A 26,229-nucleotide genomic window follows, 5' to 3' on the forward strand; every position below is an offset into this window, starting at 1 on the left:
CCAAAACAGTCCACTGTTGAGTTCTCAAAGAACACACCCACACCATCGCCACAACCCCACTTCCAGGGCGTGAACTCCGGGGAGTCATTTCCTCGGTGATTCCCGCTCTCGCGGTGTTTCCCACTGTAGACCATCCTGATTTCCTCGGTCAAACCGGGGGTCTCATTCTCGTCCGTCGCCATTCCGTGACCTACAAGCAAGCCCCGTACCCGGCGACATCAAGCGAAAACAACCGCTCAATCGGTATTCACATTATCAAAAGGTCTTACCCGTTTTTCCCGGGTCCCACCACGCTAACACCCTCAGGTTTAAGCGAGGTTCTCGGGGCCCCGTCAGGCCCGGCCCGGTTTTCCCGGCCCGTGTCGCTCTGACCTGAAATACTTTACGCACCCCGAAAAACCCCATGAACACCACCCCCCCTTTAAGGGTAAAACCCCAGGTCAGAGGCCAAGTTCGAGGTCGAAGAGGGCTTGGAGCTCCATGACCGTGGATTCGAGACCGGAGTGGTGGACCCCGACCATTCCCGCGGTGACCGCGCCATCGACATTGCGGCGGAGGTCGTCGACGAACACGCACTCCCCCGGTTCGAGTCCGAGGCGGCGCGCTGCGAGCCGGTAGATCTCGGCATCGGGTTTGGCGAATCCGACGACTCCGGAGAGGACGACCGCGTCGAACGCATCCGGCAATGCCGGATCCGCGAGTCGATCGGCGTTGGAAACGACGGCGGTGCGCACTCCGGCGCCGCGCACCGCTCTCGCCACCGCGGCCATCCCCGGTTCGTCGAGCACCCCGGCGTAGTCCAGCAACAGTCCTCGCAGATCCACGTGAAGCACCGTAGGCCACACGATCGAGTGGCACTGGCCGAGAAGTGACCGGAACAGGGGTCCTCGCGCCTCTTCCACATCGAAGGCGACATCAACGATGAGGGAGGCGCCATGACCGCAGTCCAGCCCAGCACCGACCTGCTGCCGAGCACCAACCTGCTGCCCCGCACCGATACACCGCTGTCCGCCGTCCCCGATCCCGCTCAGCGCACGGCGGTGTCGGTGGCATCGGTGATCGGCAGGCAGGTCTTCGACGTGCTGGCCGGGCGATCAGGTGCGGGGAACGTGCGCGAGCACCTGACCGCCGCGGTGTTCGGCAAGCTCCTCGGTCTCCGACTGCGGGGAGCCGACCACCCGCAGTACCGGCTGCGCTCGGTGCACGCCTGCGCGATCGGTGACTCGGCCGTGGAGGCGTGCCTGGTCGTGGGCGCGCACCGGGTTCGCGCGCTGGCGCTGCGGCTCGAACGGCGGGCGGAGCGCTGGGTGTGCACCCGGCTGTCCCCGATCGAGCGGAACGCGATCTAGGCGAGCGGGACTTCCCAGGTGACCGTCGTACCGCTGTCCGGGGAGGAGGTGAGGGTGCAGCGGCCACCGGCAGCGGCGGCGCGTTCTTCGAGGTTGCGGAGTCCGCGCTTGCTCACGTCGCGGGGGATGCCGCAGCCGTCGTCGACGACCTGCAAGCGCAGCCCGGGCTCCGACCGGCGGACCCGGACCAGGACGGTGCGAGCACCGGAGTGGCGCACGACGTTGGACAGCGCCTCGCGCAGCGCGGCTCGTGCGTGGTCGGCCACCGGGACCGGTACGTCGGTGAGGTCGCCGTCGATCTCCAGCTTCGGCGGCCGCCCCAGCAGCTCGCCGGCGATCTGCACCTCGGAGCGGATCGAGTCGTCGAGCGCAGGTGCCTGGGTGGGTGTCTCCGGGTCGGCCGAGCGCAGCGTGCGGGCCGTGGCGCGGACTTCGGCGATGGCCTGGTCGATCTGCTCGACGGTCTCCGCCAGCCGGTCGGCGTCCGCGGTGTCGAGGCTGCCCGCGACCCGTCGTTGCAGCACGTCCAACTGCACGCCGGCGGCGTAGAGGCGCTGCACGATCACGTCGTGCAGGTCGCGGGCGATGCGTTCGCGCTCCTGGTAGACGGCGATCCGCTGGCGAGCGGTGGAGCCTTCGGCGAGCACGAGCGCGAGTCCGGCCTGAGCGGCGAAGGAGGTGAGCACGTCGACGGCGACGCGGTTGAAGGTCGAGGCGCCACGCCGCCGGTAGACGGCGAGCGCGCCGAGACGTCGTTCGCGGGTGCCGAAGGGAGCGACGGCGAACGGGCCGTAGACCCGCAGCGACGCGGGCACGTACGGCGCGGTCAGCGGATCGTCGATCAGGTCGTCGACGACCACGGGAACGCCGCTGCGCGCGACGCGGGCGGCCGCGGAACGGGAGGACAGCACGGTGCCGACGGGGTCGGCGAGCGGACCGGTGGCGCTCGGTGCGCCGTAGGCGGCTTCGACGGTGAGCCTGCCGTCGTCGGAGCGGACGGTGACCACGCCGAGGTCCGCTTCGGCCAGTTCCGCGGCGCGGCGGACCACCAGCGGCAGCACGGCCTCGGGGTCTTCCGCGGACAGCGCCACTCTGGTGATCTCGGTGGACGCGGTGAGCATCCGTCTGGCGAGAGTGGAATCCATGACGCTTTCGAGGCTATAGCGCCCGTACACGCGATGAAGGGAGTCGCGACTGCGGTTCATGACACATCCGCCGTGGTCACGGCTGAGACGGTGCCGCCGTCCACCCGCAGCACCAGGTCGGCGCCCGTGGTCTCGGTGATCCGGTGCGTCACGTGCACGACGGTCCGGCCTCGGAGGTCGGTGCGAAGGCGGTTCAGCAGCGCGTCGGCCGTCTCCGCGTCGAGGTGCGCGGTGGGTTCGTCGAGCAGCACCAGGTCGGCGTCGGCGAGCAGGGCGCGGGCCAGGGCGAGCCGCTGGGCTTCGCCGCCCGAGAGCTCGGTCCCACCGCTGCCGACCGGTGTGTTCAGGTCCCAGCCGGTCAGCGCGGCGGCGTCGAGCGCTTCGGCGAGTTCGGCGTCGGACGCGCGTGGGGCCGCGAGCCGCAGGTTCTCGCGGATGGTGGTGGTCACCAGCTGCGGGTCCTGCGGGCACCAGGCGACGCGCTCGGGCACCCGGGCCAGGCCGCGCGAGGCGGGCAGGAAGCCGAGCAGCAGCGCGAGCAGGGTCGACTTGCCCGCTCCGGAGGGTCCGACGACGGCCACGTGCGATCCCGCGGGCACGTTCAGGTCGAGGCCGGTGAGCACCGGTTCGCCGTCGGGCCAGGCGACGTCGGCGCCGACCAGTTCGATCTCGCCGCCGGTTCGAGCCAGCGGGGTTTCGGCCTCCCGGCCGGTGAGGAGTGGTGCGATCCGGTCGTGGGCGGTGCGCATCGAGCGCCACTGCTGCGCGGCGGGCGGCAGCAGCGCGACGGCTTCGGCCGCGGCCAGCGGGACGAGCCCGAGCAGCGGTGCGAGTTCGGGGGCCAGGCGCCCTTCGGCGACGGCGACGGCCGCGAGGTGGGCGCTGCCGAGCACTGCCGCGCCGATCAGCAGCGTGTGCGCGGCGGTCGCGGCACCGGTTCCGAACGCGGCGCGGCGCGCGCGGGCGGCGAGCCGCGTGTCCGCGGCGGCGAGTTCGGCTCGGCGGCCGGTGTGCGCGCCGAAGGCGAGCAGCTCCGCGGCGCCGTCGAGCAGCGCCAGCACCTTCGCGGCCACGACGCGACGGCCTTCGGCGACCGCGTCGCTGGCGCGGCGTTCGGCGATCACCGCTGCGGCGGGGGTCGCCACGCTAGCCACGGTCAGCGCGGCGGCGAGCACGAGACCGGCTTCGGGCAGCACCAGCACCTGCACGACGACGGCGGCGACGAGCACGGCGAACGCGATCAGGGGTGGCAGCAGGACGCGCGGGATCAGGTCGCGGACCTTGTCGACGTCGTCGACGAGTCGCGCCACTCCCTCGCCGCGCCGGAGTCCGGCGGTGCGGACCGGTCCGAGGCGGACCAGCCCGACCCACAGGCGTTCCCGCAGGTCACCGGCAGTTCGGAAGGCGGCGTCGTGGGTGACGAGGCGTTCGACGTAGCGCAGCGCGGCACGCGAGAGCGCGAAGGTCCGGACACCGACGACCGCGACGGACAGCGTCAGGATCGGGGGTTGCTGGGAGGCGCGAGCGATCAGCCAGGCGGACACGGCGGTGAGCGCGAGACCGGACAGCAGCGACAGCGCCCCGAGCCCCGCGCCGGCCAGCATCCGGGGGCTGATCAGGTCGCGCAGCCGCCCACGGCCGGTGGCCGCCTCCTCGGCCTGCGCCTCGACGGCCGGAGCGGACATCTCGACCTCGGCGCCTTCACCGGTCGGGCGGTGACTGGCCAGGACGACGGTCGCGCCCGATGCCGCGGCGCGTTCGATCGCCGCGTCGACGTGCCGCGCGCTGGCCGCGTCCAGGTGCGCGGTCGGTTCGTCGAGCAGCAGGAAGGTCGCCGAGCCGCGCAGTCGCAGCAGCGCGCGGGCGACGGCGACGCGCTGCCGCTCGCCGGCTGACAGCTCGTCGATGCGGCGGTCCCGCAGGTGGCCGGCGGACGCCTCGGCCAGCGCCTCGTCGACGTGCTCCACCAGGTCCGGCTGATCGGCGGTGGCCACCAGCAGCTCGTCGCGGACCGTTCCCCCGGTGAAGGTCGGGTGCTGCGGGACCCAGGCGATCCGCCGGCGCCACTCCGCGACGCCGGGGGTGGCTCCGCCGCAGGTCACCGTGCCGGAGTCGGGGCGGGTGAAGCCGAGGAGCACCGACAGGGTCGTGGATTTCCCGCTGCCGCTGGGACCGACGTCGCCGAAGGCGAGCCGCACCACGGATCCGGGGCGCGCGGTGAAGCTCAGCCCGTCCGGCACGAAGGCGTCGCGGCGTCGCACTCGCAGTCCGGACACCCGCAGCACGCCGGGCTCGTCGTCCGGCGAGCCGGAGATCGCGAAGCCGGTCTCCTCGGGCGCGGACACGATCTCGTCCACCCGCCGGACGGCTTCCACACCGTCCTCGCTGGCGTGGTGCGCGGCACCGACCGCGCGCAGCGGCAGGTAGCACTCCGGCGCCAGGACCAGCACCAACAGCCCGGTGGTCAGGTCGAGGTCGCCGCCGACGAGTCGCAGTCCGATGCCGACGGCGACCATCGCCACCGACAGCGACGAGAACAGCTCCAGCACCAACGCGGACAGGAACGCGATCCGCAGCGTCGCGACGGTGCTGCGGCGGTGCTCCTCGCTGACCCTGCGCACGACCTCGCGCTGCGCCCGCGCGCGGCCGAAGGCGGTGAGCACCGGCAGCGCGCGGATCAGTTCCAGCAGGCGTGCGGACAGCCGGTGCTCGGAGTCGGTGGCGCGGGCGATGCGCTGCTCCGTGAAGCGGCCGACGAGCCAGGCGAACAGCGGGATGAGCGGCACGGTCAGGACCACGACCAGCGCGGACACCCAGTCCGACCAGAGGATCCAGGCGCCGACCAGCGGCGGCACGATCGAGGCGGTGACCAGCGCGGGCAGGTACTTGGTGAAGTAGGCGTCGAGCGCGTCCAGGCCGCGGGTGGCGAGCGCGGTCAGCTCGGCGGGGCCGCGCCTGCCGATCCACTCGGGCCCGCGCCGCAGGGCGGAGTCGAGCAGCAGCGCGCGCAGTTCCTCCTTGGCACCGGCGGCGGCGCGGGCGGACACCGACTCGGTCGCCCAGCTCAGCACGGCGCGGGCGATCACGGCGGCTGCCAGGACCACCAGCCGGTCGCCGATCTCGGCCGCGGGCACGCCGCGCACGACGACGTCGGCGAGGGCGCTGCCGATCGCCCACGCCTGCGCGATGAGCGCGATCGCGTTGCCCGCTGCGAGCAGTCCCGCGACCACCAGGGCGCGCCGGGTCGCTCCGGACAGCCGGGGCAGCGCGCCGAGCGGCCCGGTCACGGCGCGTGCACCGGCGGGATGTGCTTGGTGCCGATGCGCTTGCGGAACACCCAGTAGGTCCAGCCCTGGTAGATCATCACGGCCGGGGTTCCGAACGCGGCGACCCACGTCATGATCATCAGCGGGTAGTCGCTGGCGGCGGTGTCCTCGATCGACAGCGAGAACGCCGGGTCCACTGTGGACGGGATGACGTTCGGCCACAGCGCTCCGAACAGCGTCACCACGACGCCGGTCAGCGCGACGGCCTGCAGGAAGAACGCCTGGCCCTCGCGATCGGCGGCGACCCTGGCGACCCCGAGCAGTCCGGCGGCCAGTGCGATGACCAGCGGGATCCAGGTCCAGGCCGAGCCCTCGCGGAACTGGGCGAGCAGCACCAGCGCGACCACCGGCAGCAGCAGCGGCACGCCCGCGCGCAGCGCGAACCGCCGGGCGCGCAGCCGGATCTCGCCCTCGGTCTTGAGCGCCAGGAACACCGCGCCGTGCAGCATCGAGAAGGTGACCACGGCGATCGCGCCGACGACGCTGGGCAGGCTGAAGATCGTCCACCAGCCGCCGACCCGGTCACCGTTGGCGTCCAGCGGCAGTCCGAAGACGTTGGCCGACAGGACCAGTCCGACCATGGCCGGTGCGATCCAGGACGCCAGCACGATCACGGTGTCCCAGGTGCGGCGCCAGCGGTCGGTGTCGACCTTGCCGCGGTACTCGAAGGCGACGCCGCGCCCGATGAGCGCGAGCAGCAGCAACAGCAGCGGCAGGTACGCGGTGGAGAACAGCGAGGCGTACCAACCGGGGAAGGCGGCGAAGGTGGCGCCACCGGCCACGATCAGCCAGACCTCGTTGCCGTCCCAGACCGGGCCGATGGTGTTGATCATGACCCTGCGGTCGGTGTTGCCGTGCTCGCTGCGCCGGGGCCCGAAGATCGGCAGCAGCATGCCGACGCCGAAGTCGAAGCCCTCCAGGAACAGGTATCCCAGCCACAGCAGGGCGATCACGAGGAACCAGAAGGTGGGCAGATCCATCTCGGCCTCTCAGTACGCGAAGGACAGGGCTTCGTCGGAGTCGGACTCGCCGGGTTCCTTCTCCGGTGGCATCACGGCCGCGAAGCCTCCTCGGGCGAAGCGGATCATCAGGAAGACCTCCACGACCAGCAGCACCCCGTACAGCGCGGTCAGGCTGATCACCGAGGTCAGCATCTCGCCGGGCGTGACGCCGGAGGACACGGCCGAAGCGGTGTACATGAAGACACCGTCCACACCGGACGGGTTCGGGTTGGGCGCGACCACGAACGGCTGGCGGCCCATCTCGGTGAACACCCAGCCCGAGATGTTGCCGACGAACGGCGCTCCGATGCCCAGCAGCGCCAGCGGAACCCACAGCTTGCCCTTGGGGAAGCGCTGCTTGCGGGTCAGCCACAGCACGACCAGGCCACCGAGCGCGGCCAGGCCGCCGAAGCCGATCATGAACCGGAATCCCCAGTAGGTCACCGGCAGCAGCGGCTGGTAGTCGATCGGCTGTCCCGCGAACTGCCCCAGCCTCGGGTCGTTCGGGTAGTGCGTGCCGTACTCGGCCTGGTACCTGGGGATCAGCTCGTTGACCCCGTCGACCTCGCTGGTGAAGTCACCTTCGGCGAGGTAGGACAGGATGTAGGGCACGGTCAGGCTCTTGACGTCCTCGCAGTTGGGGCTCCTGACGTCGCCGACGGCGAAGATCGAGAAGCTGGCGGGCGCCTCGCTGTGGCACAGGGCTTCCGCGGAGGCCATCTTCATCGGCTGCTGGTCGAACATCAGCTTGCCCTGGACGTCGCCGCTGATGGCCAGGCCGGCGAAGGCGACGACGGCCACCCAGGCACCGAGGCGCATCGACCCGTGCCAGGTCCTCCGGTCCTCCTCGTCGACGGGTTCCCCGGCCTCGTCGGCCTGCTTGCGCTGCCGGACGATCTGCCAGGCCGCGATGCCGATGAGGAATCCGCCCGCGACCGCGAAGCAGCCGAAGATCGTGTGCGGGAACGCGGCGAGCACCGTCGAGTTGGTCAGCACCGCCCAGATCGAGATCAGCTCCGGCTTGCCCTCGACCATGCGCACGCCGACGGGGTGCTGCATCCAGGAGTTGGCGGCCAGGATGAAGTACGCCGACAGCACGGTCGCCAGGGAGAACGCCCACGCGCACGCCAGGTGCACGCCCTTGGACAACCGGTCCCAGCCGAAGATCCACAGGCCGAGGAAGGTCGACTCGACGAAGAAGGCGAGCAGGCCCTCCATCGCCAGCGGTGCGCCGAAGACATCACCGACGAAGCGGGAGTAGGCGCTCCAGGCCATGCCGAACTGGAACTCCTGCACGATCCCGGTGACCACACCCATGGCGAAGTTGATGAGCATCAACTTGCCCCAGAACTTGGTCATCTTCAGGTATCGGCGGTTCCCGGTCCGGTACCAGGCCGTCTGCATTCCGGCGACCAGGATCGCCAGTCCGATGGTCAGCGGCACCATCAGGAAGTGGTAGACGGTCGTGATCCCGAACTGCCAGCGCGCGATGTCGAGCAGATCCACAGCACCACACTGCCGTCCGCGCACCCGCGCGCGCAGGGGCAAGGGCCCCCAATCGCCCGGTCGAGCGTCCTGGTTTCAACGGGACCAAGGTCCTCTCCACGCAGCGCGACCTCGGCCACCCGCCCGGAAGAACCTCCCCCAACGATCAGGTGGGCTGCCCGACGCGGACCGTCACCGCAGGGCTTCCGCGACGGTCTCGGCCGTCTCGACGACCATCGGCCCGATCTCGTCGGCCGCGATCGGCTGCAGCGCCACCACTCCGACGCTGGCGCGCAGCCCCGGGACCCCGCGCACCGGCGCGGCCACGCCGAACGCGCCCTGCTGCAGGTCACCGCTGCTGGAGATCCACCGCGGAGAGCCCACCGGCAGGTCCACCGCCTGCCCGGCGGCACCGCGCTGGACGGGATGACGCGTGCCCACCCGGTAGGACACGTGGTAGCTGGTCCAGGACGGTTCGACGACCGCCACGGCCTGGGCCTCGCTGCCGTCGGCGACGGTCAGGTGCGCGGTGGCACCGACCTTCTCCGCCAGTCCGCGCAGCGCGGGCGTGCAGGCGACCCGCAGCTGCGGCAGGACCCGTCCTGCCAGCCACAGCACGCCCAGGCCCAGCCGGACCCGAGATCCTTCGCGACGCACCAGCCCGCGGCTCTGCAGCGGTCCGAGCAGCCGGTACACCGCGGCGCGGCTCACGCCGATGCGGGCGGCCAGGTCGCTGATCGTGGGCGCTTCGCTCTCCGCGTCGGCCACCGCCTGCAGCAGGCTCAGCCCGCGCTCGAGCGTCAGCGAGCTCTCCTTGGTGCCCGCCGGCACCTCGGGTTGCAGGCGCGGGGCGGCGTGCGCCGGATCAGGTCTGGCCATCGCGTCACCTCCGAGCCGCCGCGAGCACCGTGCCGGTCACCTCACCGAGCCCGACGACCGAACCGCCAGGACCCGGCGCGCTGCCACTCAGTGTCACCCGGTCTCCGTCCTGGAGGAAGGTCCGCTGCTCGCCGTCGGAGAGCGTGATCGGTTCCGATCCGCCCCAGGTCAGCTCCAGCAGGCACCCGCGCTGGTCGCGTTCGGGCCCGGACACGGTCCCGGAGGCGAACAGGTCGCCGGGCCGGGCCGGTGCCCCGCCGACGGTCATGTGCGCCAGCTGCTGGGCGGGCGACCAGTACATGTCCGCGAACCTCGGCTGCGACAGCAACGTCTCGTTGCAGCGCACCTCCAGCCGCAGGTCGAGGCCCCATGGTTCGTGCTCCACCAGGTACTGCTGCAACGGCTGCTCCGGCGGCGGGGCGGCGATCCTGGCTTCTTCGAAGGCCTCCAGCGGCGTGATCCAACCGGCGATGGAGGTGGCGAAGGACTTGGCCAGGAACGGGCCGAGCGGCTTGGACTCCCACGCCTGGACGTCGCGCGCCGACCAGTCGTTGACCAGCGCGACGCCGAAGACGTGATCGGAGAACTCGGAGGTGGGGATCTGCGCGGCGGCCTCGCCGCCGCAGACGAACCCGACCTCGGCCTCGAAGTCCAGTCGCCGGGTCGGGCCGAACGCCGGGTGCGCGTCACCGGCGGCCTTGCGCTGACCGCTGGGCCGGTGGACGTCGGTGCCCGAGACGTGGACCGTCCCGGCACGACCGTGGTAGGCGACCGGCAGGTGCGTCCAGTTCTCCGGCAGCGGCGCCGAACCGCGCGCCAGGATGCGGCCGACGTTCTCGGCGTGGTGCCGGGAGGCGAAGAAGTCGACGTAGTCGCCGACGGTGAACGGCATCGACAGCGTGTGCCAGTCGGTGCGCACCAGCTCCGCGCCGGAGGGCGCGCGGTCGGCGGTCACGATGCCGGTGAGCCGTTCCCGCAGCTCGCGCCAAGCGTCGCGGCCCGCGGCGAGCAGCGGGTCGAGGGAGTCACCGGAGATCAGCTCCGCCAGACGAGGACCGAGTTCATCCGCGATGCCGCGCAGCGGCAGGGCGTGCCGCCCGACGCGCACGGCGACCACCGGACCGTGGCCCGTGACCAGCACCCCGTACGGGAGGGTCTGCGGGCCGAACGGCTTGTCCGGGGCGAACTCCGCGTCCTCGATCCAGCTCAAAGCAACCCCAATCCTTCCAGTTCGGCGACGGGGTCCTTCAGCGAGCACGAGCCGTACGAGGCGAAGACGTCGCGCACCGCGTTGGCCGCGTCGTCGGACAGCGAGCGGGCCTCCTCGGCCAGCGCGGCGCCATCGGTGCTTACCAGCGCCGCCCGCACATCCTTCCCGGAAAGGGACCGCCCGGTCGCGACGAGCAGGTTGAGGAAACCGTGATGGGTGAACCCGGTTTCCGGATCCTCGCCCCGGACGGCGGCGTGCAGACCGGTGGTGGCCTTGAACGGCACGTCGAGCGATCCGGCGACGGCGAGGAACTCGGCGACCTCGTCGACGGTGGGGACGGCTTCGGCGGTCTGACCGCCGGTGCGCACCTTCGGCCAGCAGCCGTGCTCGGCGACGCGGCGAACGCCGTCCAGCCATCCCTCGCCGCCTCGGCGCGGTTCGACGACCCGGGTGATGTCCTCGGGCACGAACTCCGAGACGCGCTCCAGCCAGATGTCGTCGACGTCCGACGGCGCGGGCATCTCGACCATCCGCAGGGCCAGCAGCTCCTGGCGTCCCTCGATGATCGACAGCGCCTTGGGGACCCCGCCCAGACCGGTGTCGCACACCAGCGACAGCGGGACCGGGGAGGACGGCTTGGCCTTGGCCAGCTCGGTGATCAGCTCAGCGAGCCGCGACGCCTGGCACAGCATCGGGCCGAGCAGACCGGCGAACTCACCGGCCCGCGCGTCCAGGTGCTCGGCGACCGCCTGCGGCACCGGAGTGGCCGCCTCGTTGCGGTTGCCGGGTGGGAACAGCGCGGCGTCATCGACCAGTCGGGCGAACAGGGGTGGGATGCCGCGCGGACCTGGCGCGCGAAGCTCAACAGCGCTTGACACGGTGGACACGCTAGTGCCGTTGCGGCCAGTGAACAAAGATGCCCGAAAAACGGACGTCTGACCGGGTCATATGCAGCTCCCTGGGACGAGTTTGGCCGACATCATGCACCCCTGCGTAGTCAGCGCACCCACCACCCGGGTGGTTCGGTCCGAAATACCACCCGCACGGCCCTCCGCTCACTACTCCGGTCGGCTCCCCATCGCGTCGTCGCACCTGGTAGTAAGGGCGTTGCATCGCGTGGGAAGTCCGCGAGATCCGCGATCCGCTCACCGGACCGGGGGCTTTCGCCACGTTCAAACTTAAGTTAGGCTTGCCTAAGTAGGAGGTGAGCAGGTGGGCGAGAAGACGATCCGCAAGCCGGCCAGACCCAGTGTCGCGGAACGAGCCAGGAGCATTGCCAAACGTGGTGGGAAGGCGGCACTGCTGCCGTCCGGCGAGGTCTCGGCTCGCGTCGCCCCCTTGCTGCACCACGTGCACCCGGACGGCAGCGCGACCGTGCTGCTCGCCGACGACCACCCGCTGATCGCGGCCTGCTGGCACGCACCGCGCGGCGAGCTCGCCGCCGTCATCGAGGTCGCCGACCCGACCCCGGTGCGCCTGCGGGAACCGGTCCGCGGACTGCTGTGGCTGACCGGCTGGCTGCGCGTGCTGGATCCCGAAGAGGCGCACCACGAGGTGCTGTCGATCGTCGACGACCGCCCGGACCCGCGGCTGCTGGACGCCGGTCACGGCGCGAGCGTGCTGCGGCTGGAGTCCGCCTCGATCGTGCTGGCCGACGCCGAGGGCTCGGATTCGGTGGACTCCACCGAGTTCCAGGCCGCGACCCCGGACCCGTTCTGCACCTTCGAGGACGACTGGCTGCGGCACCTGGAGCTCTCGCACCGCGACGTCGTCGGCCTGCTCGCCCGGCACCTGCCGGAGCAGCTGCGCGGCGGGCACATCCGCCCGCTCGGCCTGGACCGCTACGGCCTGCGGCTGCGCGTCGAGTCCTCCGACGGCGATCACGACGTCCGGCTCGGCTTCTCCCGCCCGGCCGACACCACCGAGCGCCTCGGCTTCGAACTCCGCCGACTCGTCGGCTGCCCCTTCCTCGCCCAGCAGCGCAAGGGTTCCTGAGCTCGGCAGCGGACGGTCCTGGTCCGAACCGACCGGACGAAGTGGACTTCGATCATGGTCGGTTCGGACCGGAACCGCCCCGCGCTCAGGAGAGCTCGTCCGAGAACCACGTGGCCGCGCGGGTGATCCGCCCGTGGCGGAACCGCAGCGATCCGTCGTCCCCGCCGAGGAGGACGGCTTCGGCGACCTGGGGCTGGCGCGTCACCAGCCACAGGAACGCGTGCGCCACCGACCACGCCCGGCCTTCGCGGAGACCGTCGGAGAACCGGACCTGCAGACCGCCCGGATCCGCGTACTGGAACTCCACCAGCACGCCGTCGCGGATCCCGAAGAAATCGGTCGCGCCCAGCGCGCAGTTGATCGAATCGAACTCCCGAACCTCCCGCAGCACGCGCATGGCCAGTGCCGGCAATGTCTCGGCCATGGGCTCGGCTTCCTGCGTGCCCCACACGTAAACGTCCACGCCCACCCTCCGGCGTCGGCGACCACTCCCTACGACGGGATTTGGGCCTCCCGCGGTTCCAACCGAAATCTCCCCCTCCACGACGAGGCGCGACATCCGGATGGCGACAACAAGACGCCGGGTACGGTTCGTCCGGTGAGCACCCTGCGCGCCTGGCTGAGCCCTACACGCCCCGGTGATCCCGAGGAGTTCACCGATCCGGCGGAGCGCAAGGCGATCGGCATCGAACTGCTCGTGGTGTTCGCGGTGACCCTGGGGATGTCGGGGTTGCAGAGCCTGATCTCGCTGCTGGACGCGCTCCTGCAGACGACTCCGCTGGCGCAGCAGCAGGTCGCGATCAACCAGCCTCAAGCCGATCTCGGACTGCTCGACATGCTGGCGCAGCTGGTCAACGTGCTGCGCCTGGTCGCGTGGGGCGCGCTGGGCGCGTTCCTGCTGTGGCGCGGCGGCATGGCGCTGTGGCGGATCGGCCTGGACCGCACCCGGCTCGGCGGGGACGCGCTGCGCGGCGCCGGACTCGCGGCGCTCATCGGGATTCCCGGCCTCGGGCTGTACCTGCTGGCGCACGCGCTGGGCCTGAGCCTGACCGTGCAGCCTTCGACGCTGACCGACGCCTGGTGGCGGGCACCGGTTCTCGCGCTCGCGGCGTTCGGCAACGCCTTCGCCGAGGAGGTGCTGGTCGTCGGCTACGTGCTGACCCGGTTGCGACAGCTCGGCTGGAGCGAGAACCGGTCGCTGTGGCTGGCGGCGGTGCTGCGCGGCAGCTACCACCTCTACCAGGGCTTCGGCGGCTTCGTGGGCAACATCGTGATGGGCCTGGTCTACGGGCGGATCTGGCAGCGCACCAACCGGCTGGTCCCGCTCATCGTCGGCCACGCGCTGATCGACGTCGTGGCGTTCGTCGGCTACTCGGCGCTGCGCGGCCACGTCGGCTGGCTCCCGTGATCTTGGAATCCCGCACTAGACGCAACACATCGATGGTTCAGTGGCCCAGAAAGTTCATGTTCCATCGAAAATGAGCGTGATCAGCGACGATTCTGTTCGTCCGGGCTAGGCTTCGGGATGTGACTCGACCGCACGTCCAGAGCGAAGTCGGACCGCTGAACTCGGTGGTGCTGCACCGGCCCGGTTCCGAGCTCAAGCGCCTCACGCCGCGCAACAACGACCAGCTGCTGTTCGACGCGATCCCCTGGGTCGACCGGGCGCAGGAGGAGCACGACGCCTTCGCCGAGGTGCTGCGCGGACGCGGCGTCGAGGTGCTGCTGCTGCGCGACCTGCTCACCGAGGCGCTGACCGACGCCCGCGCCCGAGCCGCGGCCGTGCACGCCGGTGTCGACGAGCTCAAGCTCGGCGGCGCCGTGGCGGACGCGCTGCGCTCGCACCTGTCCGGCGTCACCGACGCGACGCTGGCCGAGGTGCTCATCGGCGGCATGACCTTCGAGGAACTGCCCCGCGCCGAAGGCGACTCGCTGGTGCGGCGGATGCACCGCCCGCACGACTTCGCCATCGAACCGCTGCCGAACCTGCTGTTCACCCGCGACTCGTCGGTGTGGATCGGCGACCGGGTGGCGATCGCGGCGCTGGCGATGCCTGCCCGGCGGCGCGAGTCGGCGATCACCGACCTGATCTACGCCTACCACCCGCGGTTCTCGCACGCGGCCCGCGCGTACGGCGCGCACTCCGCGCCGGTGGAGGGCGGCGACGTGCTGCTGCTGGCCCCCGGCGTGGTCGCGATCGGCGTCGGCGAGCGCACCACACCCGCGGGCGCCGAGTCGCTGGCCCGCTCGATGTTCGCCGACGACCTCGCGCACACGGTGCTGGCCGTGCCGATCGAGCAGGCGCGCGCGTCGATGCACCTGGACACCGTGTGCACGATGGTCGACCGGGACGCCGTGGTGATGTACCCGGCGATCCGGCATTCGCTGCGCGCCTACGCGCTGCGCCCCAAGGACGGCGAGCTCGACGTCTCCGGCCCGGAACCGTTCCTGGACGCGGCGGCGGAGGCGATGGGCATCGACCGGCTGCGGGTCATCGACACCGGTCTCGACCCCGTCACCGCCGAGCGCGAGCAGTGGGAGGACGGCAACAACACGCTCGCGGTCGCTCCCGGCGTGGTGGTGGCCTACGAGCGCAACGCCGAGACGAACGCGCGGCTGGAGGAGGCCGGCATCGAGGTGCTGCGCATCAGCGGCTCGGAACTGGGTTCCGGTCGGGGTGGCCCGAGGTGCATGTCGTGCCCGATCAGCAGGGCACAACTGAGCGACACGGGAATCCCCACCGCCTGATCGGGCGAACATTTTCAGGTGTGATCGAGAACAAGCCGAAGATCTTCGGAGGACAGATTCGCGAACGTGTATGCGTTCGGCAGGTCCACGAATCCGCAACTGGCCGCATATGCCCAGCTCGTAGCGCTGCTACCAGCGAAAACGGCAAGGTATGGCTTGGCTTGATTAATTGAGGCTAGCCTTTCTTCGGCCGCCTGAGAACTAAGGCTACCCAAATCATAATTAGGCTTACCTTGAATGTAACTGGACCAATTCAAGGTTATATTGATGCCATGGCTGTCACCGCGAAGAAGATTCAGCACAAGGAATCGAAGTTCGAACACCTGCTGCAGGAACAGGTCAAGAACGAGTTCACCGCCTCGCAGCAGTACATCGCGGTCGCGGTCTGGTTCGACGACAACGATCTGCCGCGGCTGGCGTCGCACTTCTACAAGCAGGCGCTCGAAGAGCGGAACCACGGCATGATGATCGTCCAGTACCTGATGGACAACAGCATCAAGCCCCAGATTCCGGCGATCGAGCAGGTCCGCAACGACTTCTCCGAGACCCGCGAGCTGATCGCGCTGGCCCTGGAGCAGGAGCGCGAGGTCACCCGGGAGATCGAGACGCTGGCCAAGACCGCCCGCGAAGAGGGCGACTACCTCGGCGAGCAGTTCATGCAGTGGTTCCTCAAGGAGCAGGTCGAGGAGGTCTCCTCGATGTCCACGCTGCTCAACGTCGTGGACCGCTCCAAGGGCAACCTCTTCGACGTCGAGAACTTCCTCGCCCGCGAATCGGTGGGCGACGAGGGCACCGACCCCACGGCCCCCAAGGCCGCCGGCGGCACGCTCTGACGCCCCGTCCCCATCACCCCGGGTGGCTCAGCCGCCCGGGGTGATGTGCATTTCGCCGGGCGGGCTCTGCTCCGACGGCGCGGGTTTCTGAGAGGTCTCCGGATCCGGCTGCTGGGAGGTCTCCGGGTCCGCCGTCTGGGATGGCTCGGTGCGCAGGATCGACGGGTCGAACGACTCGCTGACCGAGGGGTCCGGCTCCTGCGGGTTCGACTGCGGCCACCGGGTGTCCGGCTGCGACGGCGGTGGGAGGACGTGCCCGCTGTGCGGCGGCGCCACGGATCCGCTCGAGGGGAGCGGAGGCGGCACCTGCGGGCCGGGCTGCTGGACCACCGGCGGCCGGGCGGGCGGCAGCGGTGCGGGATCGTGGCTGACCAGCGCGACTCCCCCGCCCACCAGCAGCACCGATCCGATCGCGGCGGCCGTGGCGGCGAGCATCCCGTTGCGCTGGCGGCGGCGACGCGCGGCGGCGACCAGCGACCACTCCGCGCCGGTGCGGACCGGAACGTCCAGCCGGTCGTCGCGCAGCAGGCGCTGCAGCTCATCGTCCAGATCCATCACACGTCACCTCCCTCGACGGTCTCGCCGAGCCGCTTCCGCAAGGAGGTGAGCGCCTTGCTCGCCTGGCTCTTCACAGTTCCGCAGCTGACACCGAGGGTGTCGGCGATCTCCAGTTCGGAAAGACCTTCGTAGTAACGCAGCACGACCACCGCGCGTTGCCTCGGCGGCAGATCGCGCAGCGCCTGCCACACCGGCTCGTTCTCCAGGCGGTCCTGCTGCGGGATGGCCGGGACGTCGGGGAACTCGGCGAGCAGGGTTTCGCGACGAGTGCGGCGCCAGCGGCTGATGTGCGCGTTCGCCATCGCCTTGCGCACGTAGGCGGTGGGGTCGTCGGTCGTGCGGCTGATCTTGCTCCAGCGCGCGCCGACCTTCTCCAGCACCGTTTGCACCAGGTCCGCGGCGTCGTGCGGATTGCCGGTGAGCGCGTGCCCGTAACGCATCAGCCCAGGCAGAGCCACCCGGACGAATTCGGCGAAATCGTCTTCTGTCGCAGCCATGTCCCCCCGGCGCGCCTGCCCAACAGGTACTCCGGACGCCTCGGCAGCGGCCGGCACGGCAGGCGAGTGCGCGGTCACCCCTCCACCCCCTAGACGCCGGGTACCACTGTGGAGGGATACGCAACTAGCCGCCACTTCGTTGCCCAGGGGCGTGGAGATCACTCGAACGGAGCACGTGACGTCAGGCAAGCGGCGAAGCCGCTTTCTCCTTCACCACCTGAGCAAGCTGCACCGCCGGGGGTTCTGAGCGGCTTCGTGGCGAGCACGCCGCGACGCCGTGTATTGGTCATACATCAGGAGTGGCGCGCGGAGTCCACGGAGCCGCTCAGGTTCCCCCACCCGCACCGCCCAGCAAGGCGAGTACCACCAAAGTGACGATCAGCGGATGGTGATTTGGCGTCCTCGTAGACCGTCTCGGGCTCGGCGTTCCGAGCTGGTGAGCGGCTCGCTGTCCAGGGAGGCGAGGGCTTCGTCGATGCGCCGGCCGAGGGCGACGGCCGGTTCGTCCCACTCGCGGGCGTGCAGTTCGCGGTCGAGGTCCCAGACCGGGACCAGCAGGCCGTGCGCGCGGAACGAGCCCGCGTAGCGGCTCTCCTCGCCCAGGGCCAGCTCGCCGCGAGCCGACAGCCGGGCCAGCGCGGCGAGCAGCTGCTCCTCCGGCTCCGGGCGGACCCAGCGCAGGTGCGCCTTCTCGCCGGCGTCGACCCAGTACGCCGAGGTCACGCCCTTGAGGCGATCGGTGGGCATGATCGCGGCGTTGGCGCGTTCCAGCGACAGCGCGACCTCACCGGTCGGGTCCACGTCCTCGGGCAGCCACCAGCCGAAGTCGGCGTACAGCTCGACGTCGAGGGCGGCGTCCGGGTCGATCAGGTCCTGCAGCCGGGTCGGGACGGAGCCCGCCTCGGCGGTTTCCGGGCCCACGACCGACAGGGACTGGCCGGTCTCGGCCTCCTTCACCCACTCGATCGCGCGGGCCAGGTCGCGGCTGATGTCGCCGGAGTGCGTCTGCACCTGGAGACCCACGAAGCGCACGCCGTCGTTGCGGTGCAGCGCGGCGGCCGCCATCGGCAGCACCGTCGCCAGGGTGATGTCCGAACCGTCGCGCATGGGGAGCTTCGCGATCGCCGACGGGACGAACTCGCGCAGCGCGACCAGCTCGCACTCGGCGGCCAGGCCCTCGAACGGCCGGGTCACGATCACGTCCGCCGAGCCACCGGCCTTGCCGTGGCACGCCTTGTAGCGCTTGCCCGACCCGCACGGGCAGGGCTGGCGGGGACCGACGGCGCCTTCGGGCTGGGCTGGCTTGGTCGCGGCTCGCTTCGACACGGCTGTTCCAATCGCTGGCGGTGACTACCCCGTGACGCTACCGAAGTGGGCGGCATCGGGATCAGCCAGGTGGAGCCGGGTTCCCCCGGGCGAGTTCGTCGCGAGGTACCGCACGCCCGCGCTCCGGCACAGATCGATGTCGGCGGGCGCGTCGACCGTCCAGCAGTAGGTGTCGCGGCCCAGAGCGGCGGCGCGCGACACGAAGCCCGGGTCCTCGCGCAGCAGTCGCACGTCCGGTCCGGCCAGGTCCGCCCACGGCGGCAGCACGCCACCCCGGCGAGTTCCGGTGAACCGCGAGAACAGCAGCACCGTCGGCACCCGGGGCGCCGTCTCCTTGAAGCGGCGGACCGCTGCGGGCGCGAAGGACATCATGAAGACCTGGGAATCGCGCGGGTCGTCCGGCGCGGCCAGTCCGTGCCGGGCCAGCAGCGCGACCAGCTTGTGCTCGACCAGACCGCCGTAGCGGACCGGGTGCTTGGTCTCCACGAACAGCCTCGTCGGGCGCGCGTTCGCGCGCACCATGCCGAGCAGTTCGTCCAGGGTGAGCACGCCGTACTCGGCGGCGGAACGGCCGAAGTCCACCTCCGCCATCGCGGCCACGGTCAGCGCGCTGACCACGCCGCGCCCGCTGGACGTCCGGTCGATGCGGCGGTCGTGCACGCAGACCAGATGACCGTCGCGGGTGACCCGGACGTCGCACTCCAGGGCGTCGGCGCCCTGCTCCAGCGCCAGCTCGTAGGCGGACCGGGTGTGCTCGGCGCGGTGCGCGGACGCGCCCCGGTGCGCGACGACCTCAGGAATCTCCGCCACCCCACCAGTATCCGGACCGGACGCGAACACCGCCGTCACTTGTGACCCACCTCAGCGGCGAGCCGTGTCCGGGCGCGCGGCGCGCGGCGGCGGAGGAGCGGCGCGGACCGCGTGGACCCGCTGCCGGTTCAGCTCGGCCGGGTCCGGTGGCAGCAGCAACCGCATGAAGTGGTCGATGAGCCGCGCTGTGACCACCGCCAGCACCGTGACCAGCGCGTTGTTGACCGCGTGCAGCACGACGCCGTCGGCCAGGGCCTGGACCCCGTCGCGGAACGTCCAGCCGAAGGCGAGCAGGCCGACCACCACGGTGGCCGCCCACAGCGCCCACCAGAACCGGACTCGCAGGCTCGGCCACGGGCGCGCGCCCTTCTCCCGGTCGCCCTCGGCGACCAGCAGCGAGTGCTCCAGCTCGGCCACCGCCGCGCCCGGGATCAGCAGGTTCGCTCCCGGGATCAGGACGCCGGCCACGACCTGCCAGTCCGGCCGGGCGCTGCGGACGCCGATCCGCTCGGCCGCCGCGGCCCGCGCGCGCAGACCCCACAGCACGACGAACACGCCGGTCAGCACGCCCATCAGGACCAGGATCAGGCCCGTGGTGCCGACCAGCGCGTCGGAGATCGCCAGCACCGTCCGCGAGAGCGCCTCACCCCTGCTGAACAGCAGCAACACGTAGCGCCACGCCTCGGCGAAGGTCGCCAGCGCCGCGACGCCCGCGGTCACCCACAGGGCCGCGATCGCGGTGGCGGCCTTGGCCCCGGCCCGTTCCGCCTGGTCGACCCGGCCGTTCGTGGGCAGCGCCAGCGGCCAGCGCCAGGCCAGCAGCGGGAAGCCCCAGCGCGGAGGCGCCGGATAGGACGGCGGGCCGGTGTACGGACGCGGCCGTCGCCGCTGCCGGGTGCGACGCGGACCGCCGGGCGGAGTGGCGACCCACTCCATCCGGTCGTGCTGGGGCGGAGGGGTCACAGCACGTACGGCTCGCCGTCGGACCCGTCGGACACCAGCGGACGGCCGATGGCCGACCAGCCGTTCATGCCGCGCTCGACGTTGACCGCGTCCCAGCCGTTGGCGTTGAGGTACGCGGTGACCTTCGCCGAACGACCGCCCGAGCGGCACACCACGTAGATCTGGTCGGCTTCCGGGATGTCATCGAGGCGCTCGACGAGCTTGCTCATCGGGATGTGCACGGCCTCGGGGGCGTGCCCGGCCTGCCACTCGTCGTCCTCGCGGACGTCCAGCAGCACGCTGCCCTGCGGCAGCTTCTCGGGCAGTTCCACCGGCTCGACGCCGGGCACCTGTCCAGGAGGTGGAGTAGTCACGCCCCGATGCTGCCACGTCGGAAGTCTCTTCGGTGTGAGGGTGCGGGCGGTTTTGTCCGAACCGTTCATGATCGATGTCGCATTCGCCCGGCCGGTTCGGACCGAACCGCCCCCGCCTCGAACGAAGCGCCCCGGACCTGGGCAGGTCCGGGGCGCGTTCGTCACGAGGTGGATCGGGTCAGTGCTGGACCGCCTTCTCCGCGCCCGCACCCGTGAGGGAGCGGACCTCCATCTCGGCGTACTTCTTGCCGCCGTTCTCGTCCTTGCTGAAGATCGTTCCGAGGTAGCCGAGCAGGAACGACAGCGGGATCGACACCAGGCCCGGGTTCTTCAGCGGGAACAGCGCGAAGTCCATCGCCGGGAACATCGCTTCGTCGTCGCCCGAGACCGCCGGCGAGAAGATGATCAGCACGATGGTGATCGCCAGACCGCCGTAGATGCTGAACAGCGCGCCGGTGGTGTTGAAGCGCTTCCAGAACAACGAGTACAGCAGCGTCGGCAGGTTCGCCGAGGCGGCGACGGCGAAGGCCAGCGCGACCAGGAAGGCCACGTTCTGCCCGTTGGCCGCGATGCCGCCCAGGATCGACACGACGCCGATGACCAACGCGGTGATCCGCGCGACGCGGACCTCCTGCTGCTTGTCGTCGACCTTGCCCTTCTTGATCACGTTCGCGTAGATGTCGTGCGCGAACGAGGCCGAGGCCGTGATCGTCAGACCGGCCACCACCGCCAGGATCGTCGCGAAGGCGACCGCCGAGATGAAGCCCAGCAGCAGCGGACCGCCCAGGTAGGAAGCCAGCAGCGGAGCAGCCGAGTTCACCCCGCCCGGGGCGTCCTTGATCGCGTCCGGTCCCACCAGCGCACCGGCGCCGTAACCCAGGACCAGCGTGAACAGGTAGAACAGGCCGATCAGCCAGATCGCCCAGACCACCGAACGACGCGCCTCCTTGGCGGTCGGCACGGTGTAGAAGCGCATCAGCACGTGCGGCAGACCGGCGGTGCCCAGCACCAGGGCGACGCCCAGCGAGATGAAGTCCAGCTTGCTGGTCTCCGTCTTGCCGTACTGCGCGCCCGGGTTGAGCACCTTCTCGCCTGCGACGTCGGCCGCGTGGCCGAGCAGCGCCGAGAGGTTGAACCCGTACAGGGCCAGGACCCAGATGGTCATCACGAAGGCACCGGCGATCAGCAGCGCCGCCTTGATGATCTGCACCCAGGTCGTGCCGCGCATGCCGCCGACCAGGACGTAGAGGATCATCAGCGCGCCGACCACGGCGATCACGATGGCCTGCCCGCCCTTGTCGGTGATGCCCAGCAGCAGCGCGATCAGGCCACCGGCACCGGCCATCTGCGCCAGCAGGTAGAAGAAGCTCACCACCAGCGTGGACAGCGAGGCCGCCGTGCGCACCGGGCGCTCCCGCATCCGGAAGCTGAGCACGTCACCCATCGTGTAGCGACCGGTGTTGCGCAGCAGCTCCGCCACCAGCAGCAGGGCGACCAGCCAGGCCACCAGGAAGCCGATGGAGTACAGGAACCCGTCGTAACCGTTGACCGCGATGGCGCCCGCGATGCCGAGGAACGACGCCGCCGACAGGTAGTCGCCGGAGATCGCGATCCCGTTCTGCGGCCCGCTGAACGCGTGCCCGGCGGCGTAGTAGTCCGAGGCGGTCTTGGTGTTCCGGCTCGCCCGGAACACGATCACCATCGTGACGGCCACGAAGATCGCGAAGATTCCGATGTTCAGCAACGAGTTGCCACCGGCCGCTTCTGCAGCGATCGGCTGGGCGGCGGAAACAGCTTGGAACGTGCTCACTTGCCGCCCCCCTCAACGTCTTCCCGGATCTTCTCGGCGACCGGGTCCAGGTTCTTGTTGGCGTAGCGGACGTACCAGGTCGTGATCACGAAGGTCGACACGAACTGAAGCAGGCCGAGCACAAGTCCGACGTTGATGTTGCCGACCAGCTTGATGCTCATGAAGCCGTGCGCGTAGTCGGCGAGCAACACGTACACGAGGTACCAGACCAGGAACAACGCCGACACGGGGAACACGAAGTTGCGCAGTCGCTTGCGCAGTTGGGCGAATTCGGGACTGCTTTGCGCAGCGGCCCAGGTTTCGGCGTCAATACCGGACCCGGACCCGTTTTGGTCCGTGGCGCTCACGGCTCTCCTTCCACAAAGAAAGGCTCAGCCTCGCGTTATCGCCAAGCATGAGCCTGAATCACACAACGCCGGAACGCTACGGAACCTGGCGCATCGGTGGGTAGGCCCGTTGGGAGTATGTGCGCTAACGATCGAGTGAAGTTAGCACCTCAACAGGATGCATCGAATTGTGCCGATTGGGAAGCTTTTCATTCGGACGGAGTATTGATTCCTCGGAATATCATGGAATTGTCGACGGAAAGTAGTCAAACTCGCAGCCAACCACACGGTTGGCGGGGTGAAGAACGTTCAGCGGGACAATTGATCCCGCACAGCCTCAGCGCTCGTGGCGACCGTGCTTGGAAACGGGCTCGGAGACCGGCCTGCTGTCCACGAAGCCCAGCCGGTCCGGCGCGTGCAGCCGCAGCATCAGCCGCGAGACACCGCCCGGCACGCGCGCCCGGGTCGCCAGGCTGACCAGGTAGGTCACCGCGAACGCCAACGGCACCGTGAACAGCGCGGGCTGCGACGCGAGCTGCGCCCACCAGGTGGTGTGCCCGGCGAGGTGCGCGGCGAAGGCCGAGATCAGCACCAGCGATCCGCCGGTGACCATGCCGCACGCCGCACCGGCCGCGGTCAGCCCGCGCCACCAGATGCCCAGCACCAGGACCGGGCAGAACGTCGAGGCGGCCATCGCGAACGCCAGACCCACGCTGCGCGCGAGGTCGTGGTCGTCCACCGCCAGCGCCAGCACCACCGGAACCGCGCAGGACAGCACCGCCGCCGACCGGAACCGCATCGTCCGGCCCCACAGCACGTCCCGCGCGGACAGCACCCCGGCCAGGCTCATGACCAGGCCCGAGGAAGTGGACAGGAACGCGGCGAACGCACCCGCCGCGGTGATCGCGGCCAGCACCCCGCCGACCCAGTTGCCCAGCATCGCGTGCGGCAGCAGCAGCACCGCGGCATCCGTCTGGCCGGTGACCAGCAGCTGCGGCACGTACAGCCGGGACAGCAGCCCGAAGATCGTCGGGAACAGGTAGAACGCCCCGAGCAGTCCCAACACGTAGAGCGCGGTCCGGCGCGCGCCCGCGCCCGAGGGGTTGGCGTAGAAGCGGGCCAGCACGTGCGGCAGGCCCATCGTGCCCAGGAACGTCGCGATCAGCACCGAATAGGTCTCCAGCAGTCCGGTCAGCCCGTCCTGCTGGGGTCGCAGCCAGCTCGCGTTGTCCGGCACCGCCCCGGTCACCACCGGGACTGCCGCACCGGCGGGGAACCGCAGCTCGCTGCCCGCCTGGACCGGGTGCTCCCCCGGCTGCAGGTACATCGCGCCCGCCTGCCCCGAGCCCTCGGTGGCGGTGAGCCAGACCGGCTCGCTGACCTGGAGCACCACGTCGGTCTCGACGCGGACCGCGGTGTCCTGCTGGAAGAACGGCGTGCGCGGCTCGTCCAGCGCCTGCTGCTGCCCGCCGACCAGGAACACCATCAGCAGCGCGAACGCGGGCAGGGTGATCGCGAACAGCTTCACCCAGTACTGGAACGCCTGCACCAGCGTCACCGCGCGCAGCGCGCCGCTGACCACGCTGACGTGCACGATCACCGCCACCACGAGAATCCCCGCGTGGTACTCGGACCCGACGATGGCGGAGAGCATCATCCCGGCCGCCTGCAACTGCGGCACCAGGTACAACCAGCCGATGACCAGCACGATCACCGTGGACAGCGAGCGCAGATCCAGCGAATTCAGCCGCGCCTCGACGAAGTCCGGCATCGTGTAGGCGCCGGAGCGGCGCATCGGCGCCACGACGAACACCATCAGCGCCAGGTAGCCGGCCGCGAAACCGATCGGGTACCAGAGCGCGTCGACACCGTCCTTGAGCACCAGACCCGCCACGCCCAGGAACGACGCGGCCGACAGGTACTCGCCGGAGATGGCCGCGGCGTTGCGCTCTTCCCGAACCGGCTTGCGCGCGGCGGAGAAATCGGTGGTCCGGGCCGAACGCGAGCCCCACAGGCCGATGCCCAGCGTCGCGACGACGATCAGCACGACGCCGCCCAAAGACCACAGATTCGAGAACATCTCACCCAGCCATCTGGCGCCTCAGAGTCGCACCCACTTTACGCAGAGCAGCGACCGCGGCCGAAACAGCGTCGGGCAAGCGGCGAACTCGCTCGCCCGCCCCGGAGCCGAAGGACGTCCGAGGTTCCGCCGCTGCCGAGCATCGGGGACCTACTCCTCCAGCATTCCCAGGAAGTCCTCTTCGTTTCGCTCGGCCTTGCGGGTGAACAGCAAGCCGATGAACACCAGGAACGGGTAGGCCAAGACACCGAGGACCAGCCAGGGCAACCGCAGCCCGAAGACCTCGAACTCACCGAGGGACGGGACCAGCCAGAGCGCCAGCGGCAAGCCGAGCAGCACCGCGCCGACGACGCCGGACAGCAGCAACGCCGCCCGCAGCTGCTTCTCGACGAGGTCTCTGACCAGCCCCTCCAGCGCTCCGGTCTGCTCATCGACCTCGACGCGGACCCGGGGGACGTGCGGTCCGCGCCGGTCGGCGAGCACGACGCGCTTGCGCCTCGGCCGGGGCGAGTACTCGCTCAGCCGGGCGCGGACGTCGAAGCCCTCCGGGCTCATCCGTTCCCGCTCACTGCTGGCCCCAGTTGTCGCGCGGCGCCTTCACCAGGCGGTCCTTGAGCTCCCTGGTGTGCCGACGGGACACGGGCAGTTCCTTGGGAGGCCCGCCGCCGAGCACCACCGAGTAGCCGGACGAGGACATCCGCAGTTCGGTGACCAGCGCGAGCGAGACCAGGTACGACCGGTGGATGCGCAGGAATCCGGCTTCGCCCCAGCGCTCCTCCAACTGCGCCAGCGGAATCCGGACCAGGTGGGAGCCCTCGGTGGTGTGCAGCCGCGCGTAGTCGCCCTGCGCCTCGACCCAGCGGACCTCCTTGCGGGGGATCATCCGCGTGGTGCCGGCGAGTTCGACCGGGATGACCTCGTCGTCCTCGGGCGTCGCGGCTTCGAGCGGCTGGGGCGAACCGCTCTTGCCGGACTGCTGCTTGTTCTTCTCGATGCCGCGCAGCGCGCGGTCGACGCGGTCGGAGTTGGCGGGCTTCATGATGTAGTCCAGCGCGCCGACCTCGAACGCTTCCAGGGCGTTCTCCTCGTGCCCGGTGATGAACACCAGCGCGGGCGGGTTGCGGAACGCGGTGAGCACCCGAGCCAGCTCCATCCCCGACAGCCCCGGCATCGAGACGTCCGCGAACACGGCGTCCACAATGGACTCGTCCTCGTCGCGGCGGCCGATCAGCTCCGGATCGTCGCTGCGCAGCAGCCGCAGCGCCTCGGCGGCGTCGAACGCCGTCAGCACCCGCCCGACGCGAGGGTTGCTGCCGAGCAGGAATTTCATCTCGTCAAGCCCGGCCCGCTCGTCGTCGACGGCGAGGACGACCAGTCCGGCGGGGTTCTCTCGTGTACTCAATGCAACGCCATATCGTGCCGCGCCCTCGGCGCACTGTCCATGTCCCGATGTCCCATCCGGCCTCCCGCCGATCCCGCGAATGTGGCCGCAGAACCCTAGTTGTTAGCGCAGCACGGGGGTTCTCCACGAGGGG

The 26,229-nt window shown here is 70.5% G+C and carries 26 protein-coding genes; 5 read left to right on the plus strand and 21 right to left on the minus strand.

Going from position 1 to position 26,229, the window contains the following annotated elements; genetic code table 11:
• Both AB0J78_RS00005 and AB0J78_RS00010 read right to left on the minus strand, forming a co-directional pair.
• On the minus strand, positions 1-182 hold a 182-nt coding region (locus tag AB0J78_RS00005), incomplete at its 3' end, for a hypothetical protein (RefSeq protein WP_363785156.1).
• 258 nt (positions 183-440) lie between these two features.
• Positions 441-824, minus strand: a complete 384-nt coding sequence (locus AB0J78_RS00010) for an HAD-IA family hydrolase (RefSeq protein ID WP_363785158.1) — start codon at positions 822-824, stop codon at positions 441-443.
• Positions 825-935: 111 nt separating this feature from the next.
• Here AB0J78_RS00010 and AB0J78_RS00015 point away from each other — a divergent pair, with 111 nt between their 5' ends.
• Entirely contained in the window at positions 936-1,349 is a 414-nt protein-coding gene (locus AB0J78_RS00015) for an Rv3235 family protein (RefSeq protein ID WP_363785161.1), read from the plus strand.
• Here AB0J78_RS00015 and AB0J78_RS00020 read toward each other — a convergent pair.
• The 7 genes from AB0J78_RS00020 to AB0J78_RS00050 all read right to left on the minus strand — a co-directional run bounded on the left by AB0J78_RS00020 (position 1,346) and on the right by AB0J78_RS00050 (position 11,273).
• A complete protein-coding gene (locus AB0J78_RS00020; protein ID WP_132626876.1) occupies positions 1,346-2,494 on the minus strand; it encodes a GAF domain-containing protein in 1,149 nt (382 codons plus the stop codon). The genes AB0J78_RS00015 and AB0J78_RS00020 overlap by 4 nt on opposite strands.
• Positions 2,495-2,550: 56 nt before the next feature.
• On the minus strand, positions 2,551-5,781 hold the full coding sequence (gene cydD / locus AB0J78_RS00025; protein ID WP_363785164.1) for a thiol reductant ABC exporter subunit CydD: 3,231 nt from the start codon (positions 5,779-5,781) through the stop codon (positions 2,551-2,553).
• Entirely contained in the window at positions 5,778-6,800 is a 1,023-nt protein-coding gene (gene cydB, locus AB0J78_RS00030) for a cytochrome d ubiquinol oxidase subunit II (RefSeq protein WP_363785167.1), read from the minus strand. The genes cydD and cydB overlap by 4 nt, the downstream gene beginning before the upstream one ends.
• Before the next feature lie 9 nt (positions 6,801-6,809).
• Positions 6,810-8,327 (minus strand): cytochrome ubiquinol oxidase subunit I, encoded by a 1,518-nt coding sequence (locus AB0J78_RS00035; RefSeq protein ID WP_363785170.1) that lies wholly within the window; start codon positions 8,325-8,327, stop codon positions 6,810-6,812.
• Positions 8,328-8,498: 171 nt separating this feature from the next.
• Positions 8,499-9,185 (minus strand): helix-turn-helix domain-containing protein, encoded by a 687-nt coding sequence (locus tag AB0J78_RS00040; protein ID WP_363785172.1) that lies wholly within the window; start codon positions 9,183-9,185, stop codon positions 8,499-8,501.
• A 4-nt stretch (positions 9,186-9,189) separates the two neighbouring features.
• On the minus strand, positions 9,190-10,395 hold the full coding sequence (locus AB0J78_RS00045) for a fumarylacetoacetate hydrolase family protein (RefSeq protein ID WP_363785174.1): 1,206 nt from the start codon (positions 10,393-10,395) through the stop codon (positions 9,190-9,192).
• Positions 10,392-11,273, minus strand: coding sequence for a hypothetical protein (locus AB0J78_RS00050; RefSeq protein ID WP_363785177.1), 882 nt, complete (start codon positions 11,271-11,273; stop codon positions 10,392-10,394). The genes AB0J78_RS00045 and AB0J78_RS00050 overlap by 4 nt, the downstream gene beginning before the upstream one ends.
• Before the next feature lie 334 nt (positions 11,274-11,607).
• On the opposite strand from AB0J78_RS00050, the gene AB0J78_RS00055 reads away from it, so the two are divergent.
• Positions 11,608-12,390 carry a DUF2470 domain-containing protein gene (locus AB0J78_RS00055; RefSeq protein ID WP_363785180.1) on the plus strand — a complete coding sequence of 261 codons (783 nt, stop codon included), beginning with the start codon at positions 11,608-11,610 and terminating at the stop codon, positions 12,388-12,390.
• An 85-nt stretch (positions 12,391-12,475) separates the two neighbouring features.
• Here the strand turns inward: AB0J78_RS00055 and AB0J78_RS00060 are convergent, their stop codons facing one another.
• On the minus strand, positions 12,476-12,853 hold the full coding sequence (locus tag AB0J78_RS00060) for a hypothetical protein (RefSeq protein ID WP_363785182.1): 378 nt from the start codon (positions 12,851-12,853) through the stop codon (positions 12,476-12,478).
• Positions 12,854-12,988: 135 nt separating this feature from the next.
• Here AB0J78_RS00060 and AB0J78_RS00065 point away from each other — a divergent pair, with 135 nt between their 5' ends.
• The 3 genes from AB0J78_RS00065 to AB0J78_RS00075 all read left to right on the plus strand — a co-directional run bounded on the left by AB0J78_RS00065 (position 12,989) and on the right by AB0J78_RS00075 (position 15,971).
• Positions 12,989-13,798, plus strand: coding sequence for a CPBP family intramembrane glutamic endopeptidase (locus tag AB0J78_RS00065; protein WP_363785185.1), 810 nt, complete (start codon positions 12,989-12,991; stop codon positions 13,796-13,798).
• Positions 13,799-13,917: 119 nt separating this feature from the next.
• Complete coding sequence (locus tag AB0J78_RS00070) at positions 13,918-15,138, plus strand: arginine deiminase (protein ID WP_363785188.1); 1,221 nt, start codon at positions 13,918-13,920, stop codon at positions 15,136-15,138.
• Positions 15,139-15,410: 272 nt separating this feature from the next.
• On the plus strand, positions 15,411-15,971 hold the full coding sequence (locus AB0J78_RS00075; RefSeq protein WP_363785190.1) for a ferritin: 561 nt from the start codon (positions 15,411-15,413) through the stop codon (positions 15,969-15,971).
• A gap of 27 nt (positions 15,972-15,998) precedes the next feature.
• Here the strand turns inward: AB0J78_RS00075 and AB0J78_RS00080 are convergent, their stop codons facing one another.
• The 11 genes from AB0J78_RS00080 to AB0J78_RS00130 all read right to left on the minus strand — a co-directional run bounded on the left by AB0J78_RS00080 (position 15,999) and on the right by AB0J78_RS00130 (position 26,096).
• Positions 15,999-16,526, minus strand: coding sequence for a hypothetical protein (locus tag AB0J78_RS00080; protein ID WP_363785193.1), 528 nt, complete (start codon positions 16,524-16,526; stop codon positions 15,999-16,001).
• Positions 16,526-17,026, minus strand: coding sequence for a SigE family RNA polymerase sigma factor (locus AB0J78_RS00085; RefSeq protein ID WP_363785196.1), 501 nt, complete (start codon positions 17,024-17,026; stop codon positions 16,526-16,528). Before AB0J78_RS00085 ends, AB0J78_RS00080 begins: the two co-directional genes overlap by 1 nt.
• A 378-nt stretch (positions 17,027-17,404) precedes the next feature.
• On the minus strand, positions 17,405-18,352 hold the full coding sequence (locus AB0J78_RS00090) for a DUF5926 family protein (protein ID WP_363785198.1): 948 nt from the start codon (positions 18,350-18,352) through the stop codon (positions 17,405-17,407).
• Between the two features lie 24 nt (positions 18,353-18,376).
• On the minus strand, positions 18,377-19,162 hold the full coding sequence (locus AB0J78_RS00095) for a glycerophosphodiester phosphodiesterase family protein (protein ID WP_363785201.1): 786 nt from the start codon (positions 19,160-19,162) through the stop codon (positions 18,377-18,379).
• A 51-nt stretch (positions 19,163-19,213) separates the two neighbouring features.
• Complete coding sequence (locus tag AB0J78_RS00100) at positions 19,214-20,125, minus strand: DUF4328 domain-containing protein (protein WP_363785203.1); 912 nt, start codon at positions 20,123-20,125, stop codon at positions 19,214-19,216.
• On the minus strand, positions 20,122-20,454 hold the full coding sequence (locus AB0J78_RS00105) for a rhodanese-like domain-containing protein (RefSeq protein ID WP_363786324.1): 333 nt from the start codon (positions 20,452-20,454) through the stop codon (positions 20,122-20,124). Before AB0J78_RS00105 ends, AB0J78_RS00100 begins: the two co-directional genes overlap by 4 nt.
• Positions 20,455-20,656: 202 nt before the next feature.
• A complete protein-coding gene (locus tag AB0J78_RS00110; RefSeq protein WP_363786326.1) occupies positions 20,657-22,180 on the minus strand; it encodes a cation acetate symporter in 1,524 nt (507 codons plus the stop codon).
• 104 nt (positions 22,181-22,284) lie between these two features.
• Positions 22,285-22,599, minus strand: coding sequence for a DUF485 domain-containing protein (locus tag AB0J78_RS00115; RefSeq protein WP_207922257.1), 315 nt, complete (start codon positions 22,597-22,599; stop codon positions 22,285-22,287).
• A gap of 352 nt (positions 22,600-22,951) precedes the next feature.
• Positions 22,952-24,694, minus strand: coding sequence for a cation acetate symporter (locus AB0J78_RS00120; protein WP_363785205.1), 1,743 nt, complete (start codon positions 24,692-24,694; stop codon positions 22,952-22,954).
• Between the two features lie 150 nt (positions 24,695-24,844).
• Positions 24,845-25,249, minus strand: coding sequence for a hypothetical protein (locus tag AB0J78_RS00125; RefSeq protein ID WP_363785208.1), 405 nt, complete (start codon positions 25,247-25,249; stop codon positions 24,845-24,847).
• Positions 25,250-25,259: 10 nt separating this feature from the next.
• Positions 25,260-26,096: a LytTR family DNA-binding domain-containing protein gene (locus AB0J78_RS00130; RefSeq protein ID WP_363785211.1), complete on the minus strand. Its 837-nt coding sequence runs from the start codon at positions 26,094-26,096 to the stop codon at positions 25,260-25,262.
• Between the last annotated feature and the right edge of the window lie 133 nt (positions 26,097-26,229).

This window comes from Saccharopolyspora sp. NPDC049426, assembly GCF_040676935.1.
GTDB lineage: Bacteria > Actinomycetota > Actinomycetes > Mycobacteriales > Pseudonocardiaceae > Saccharopolyspora.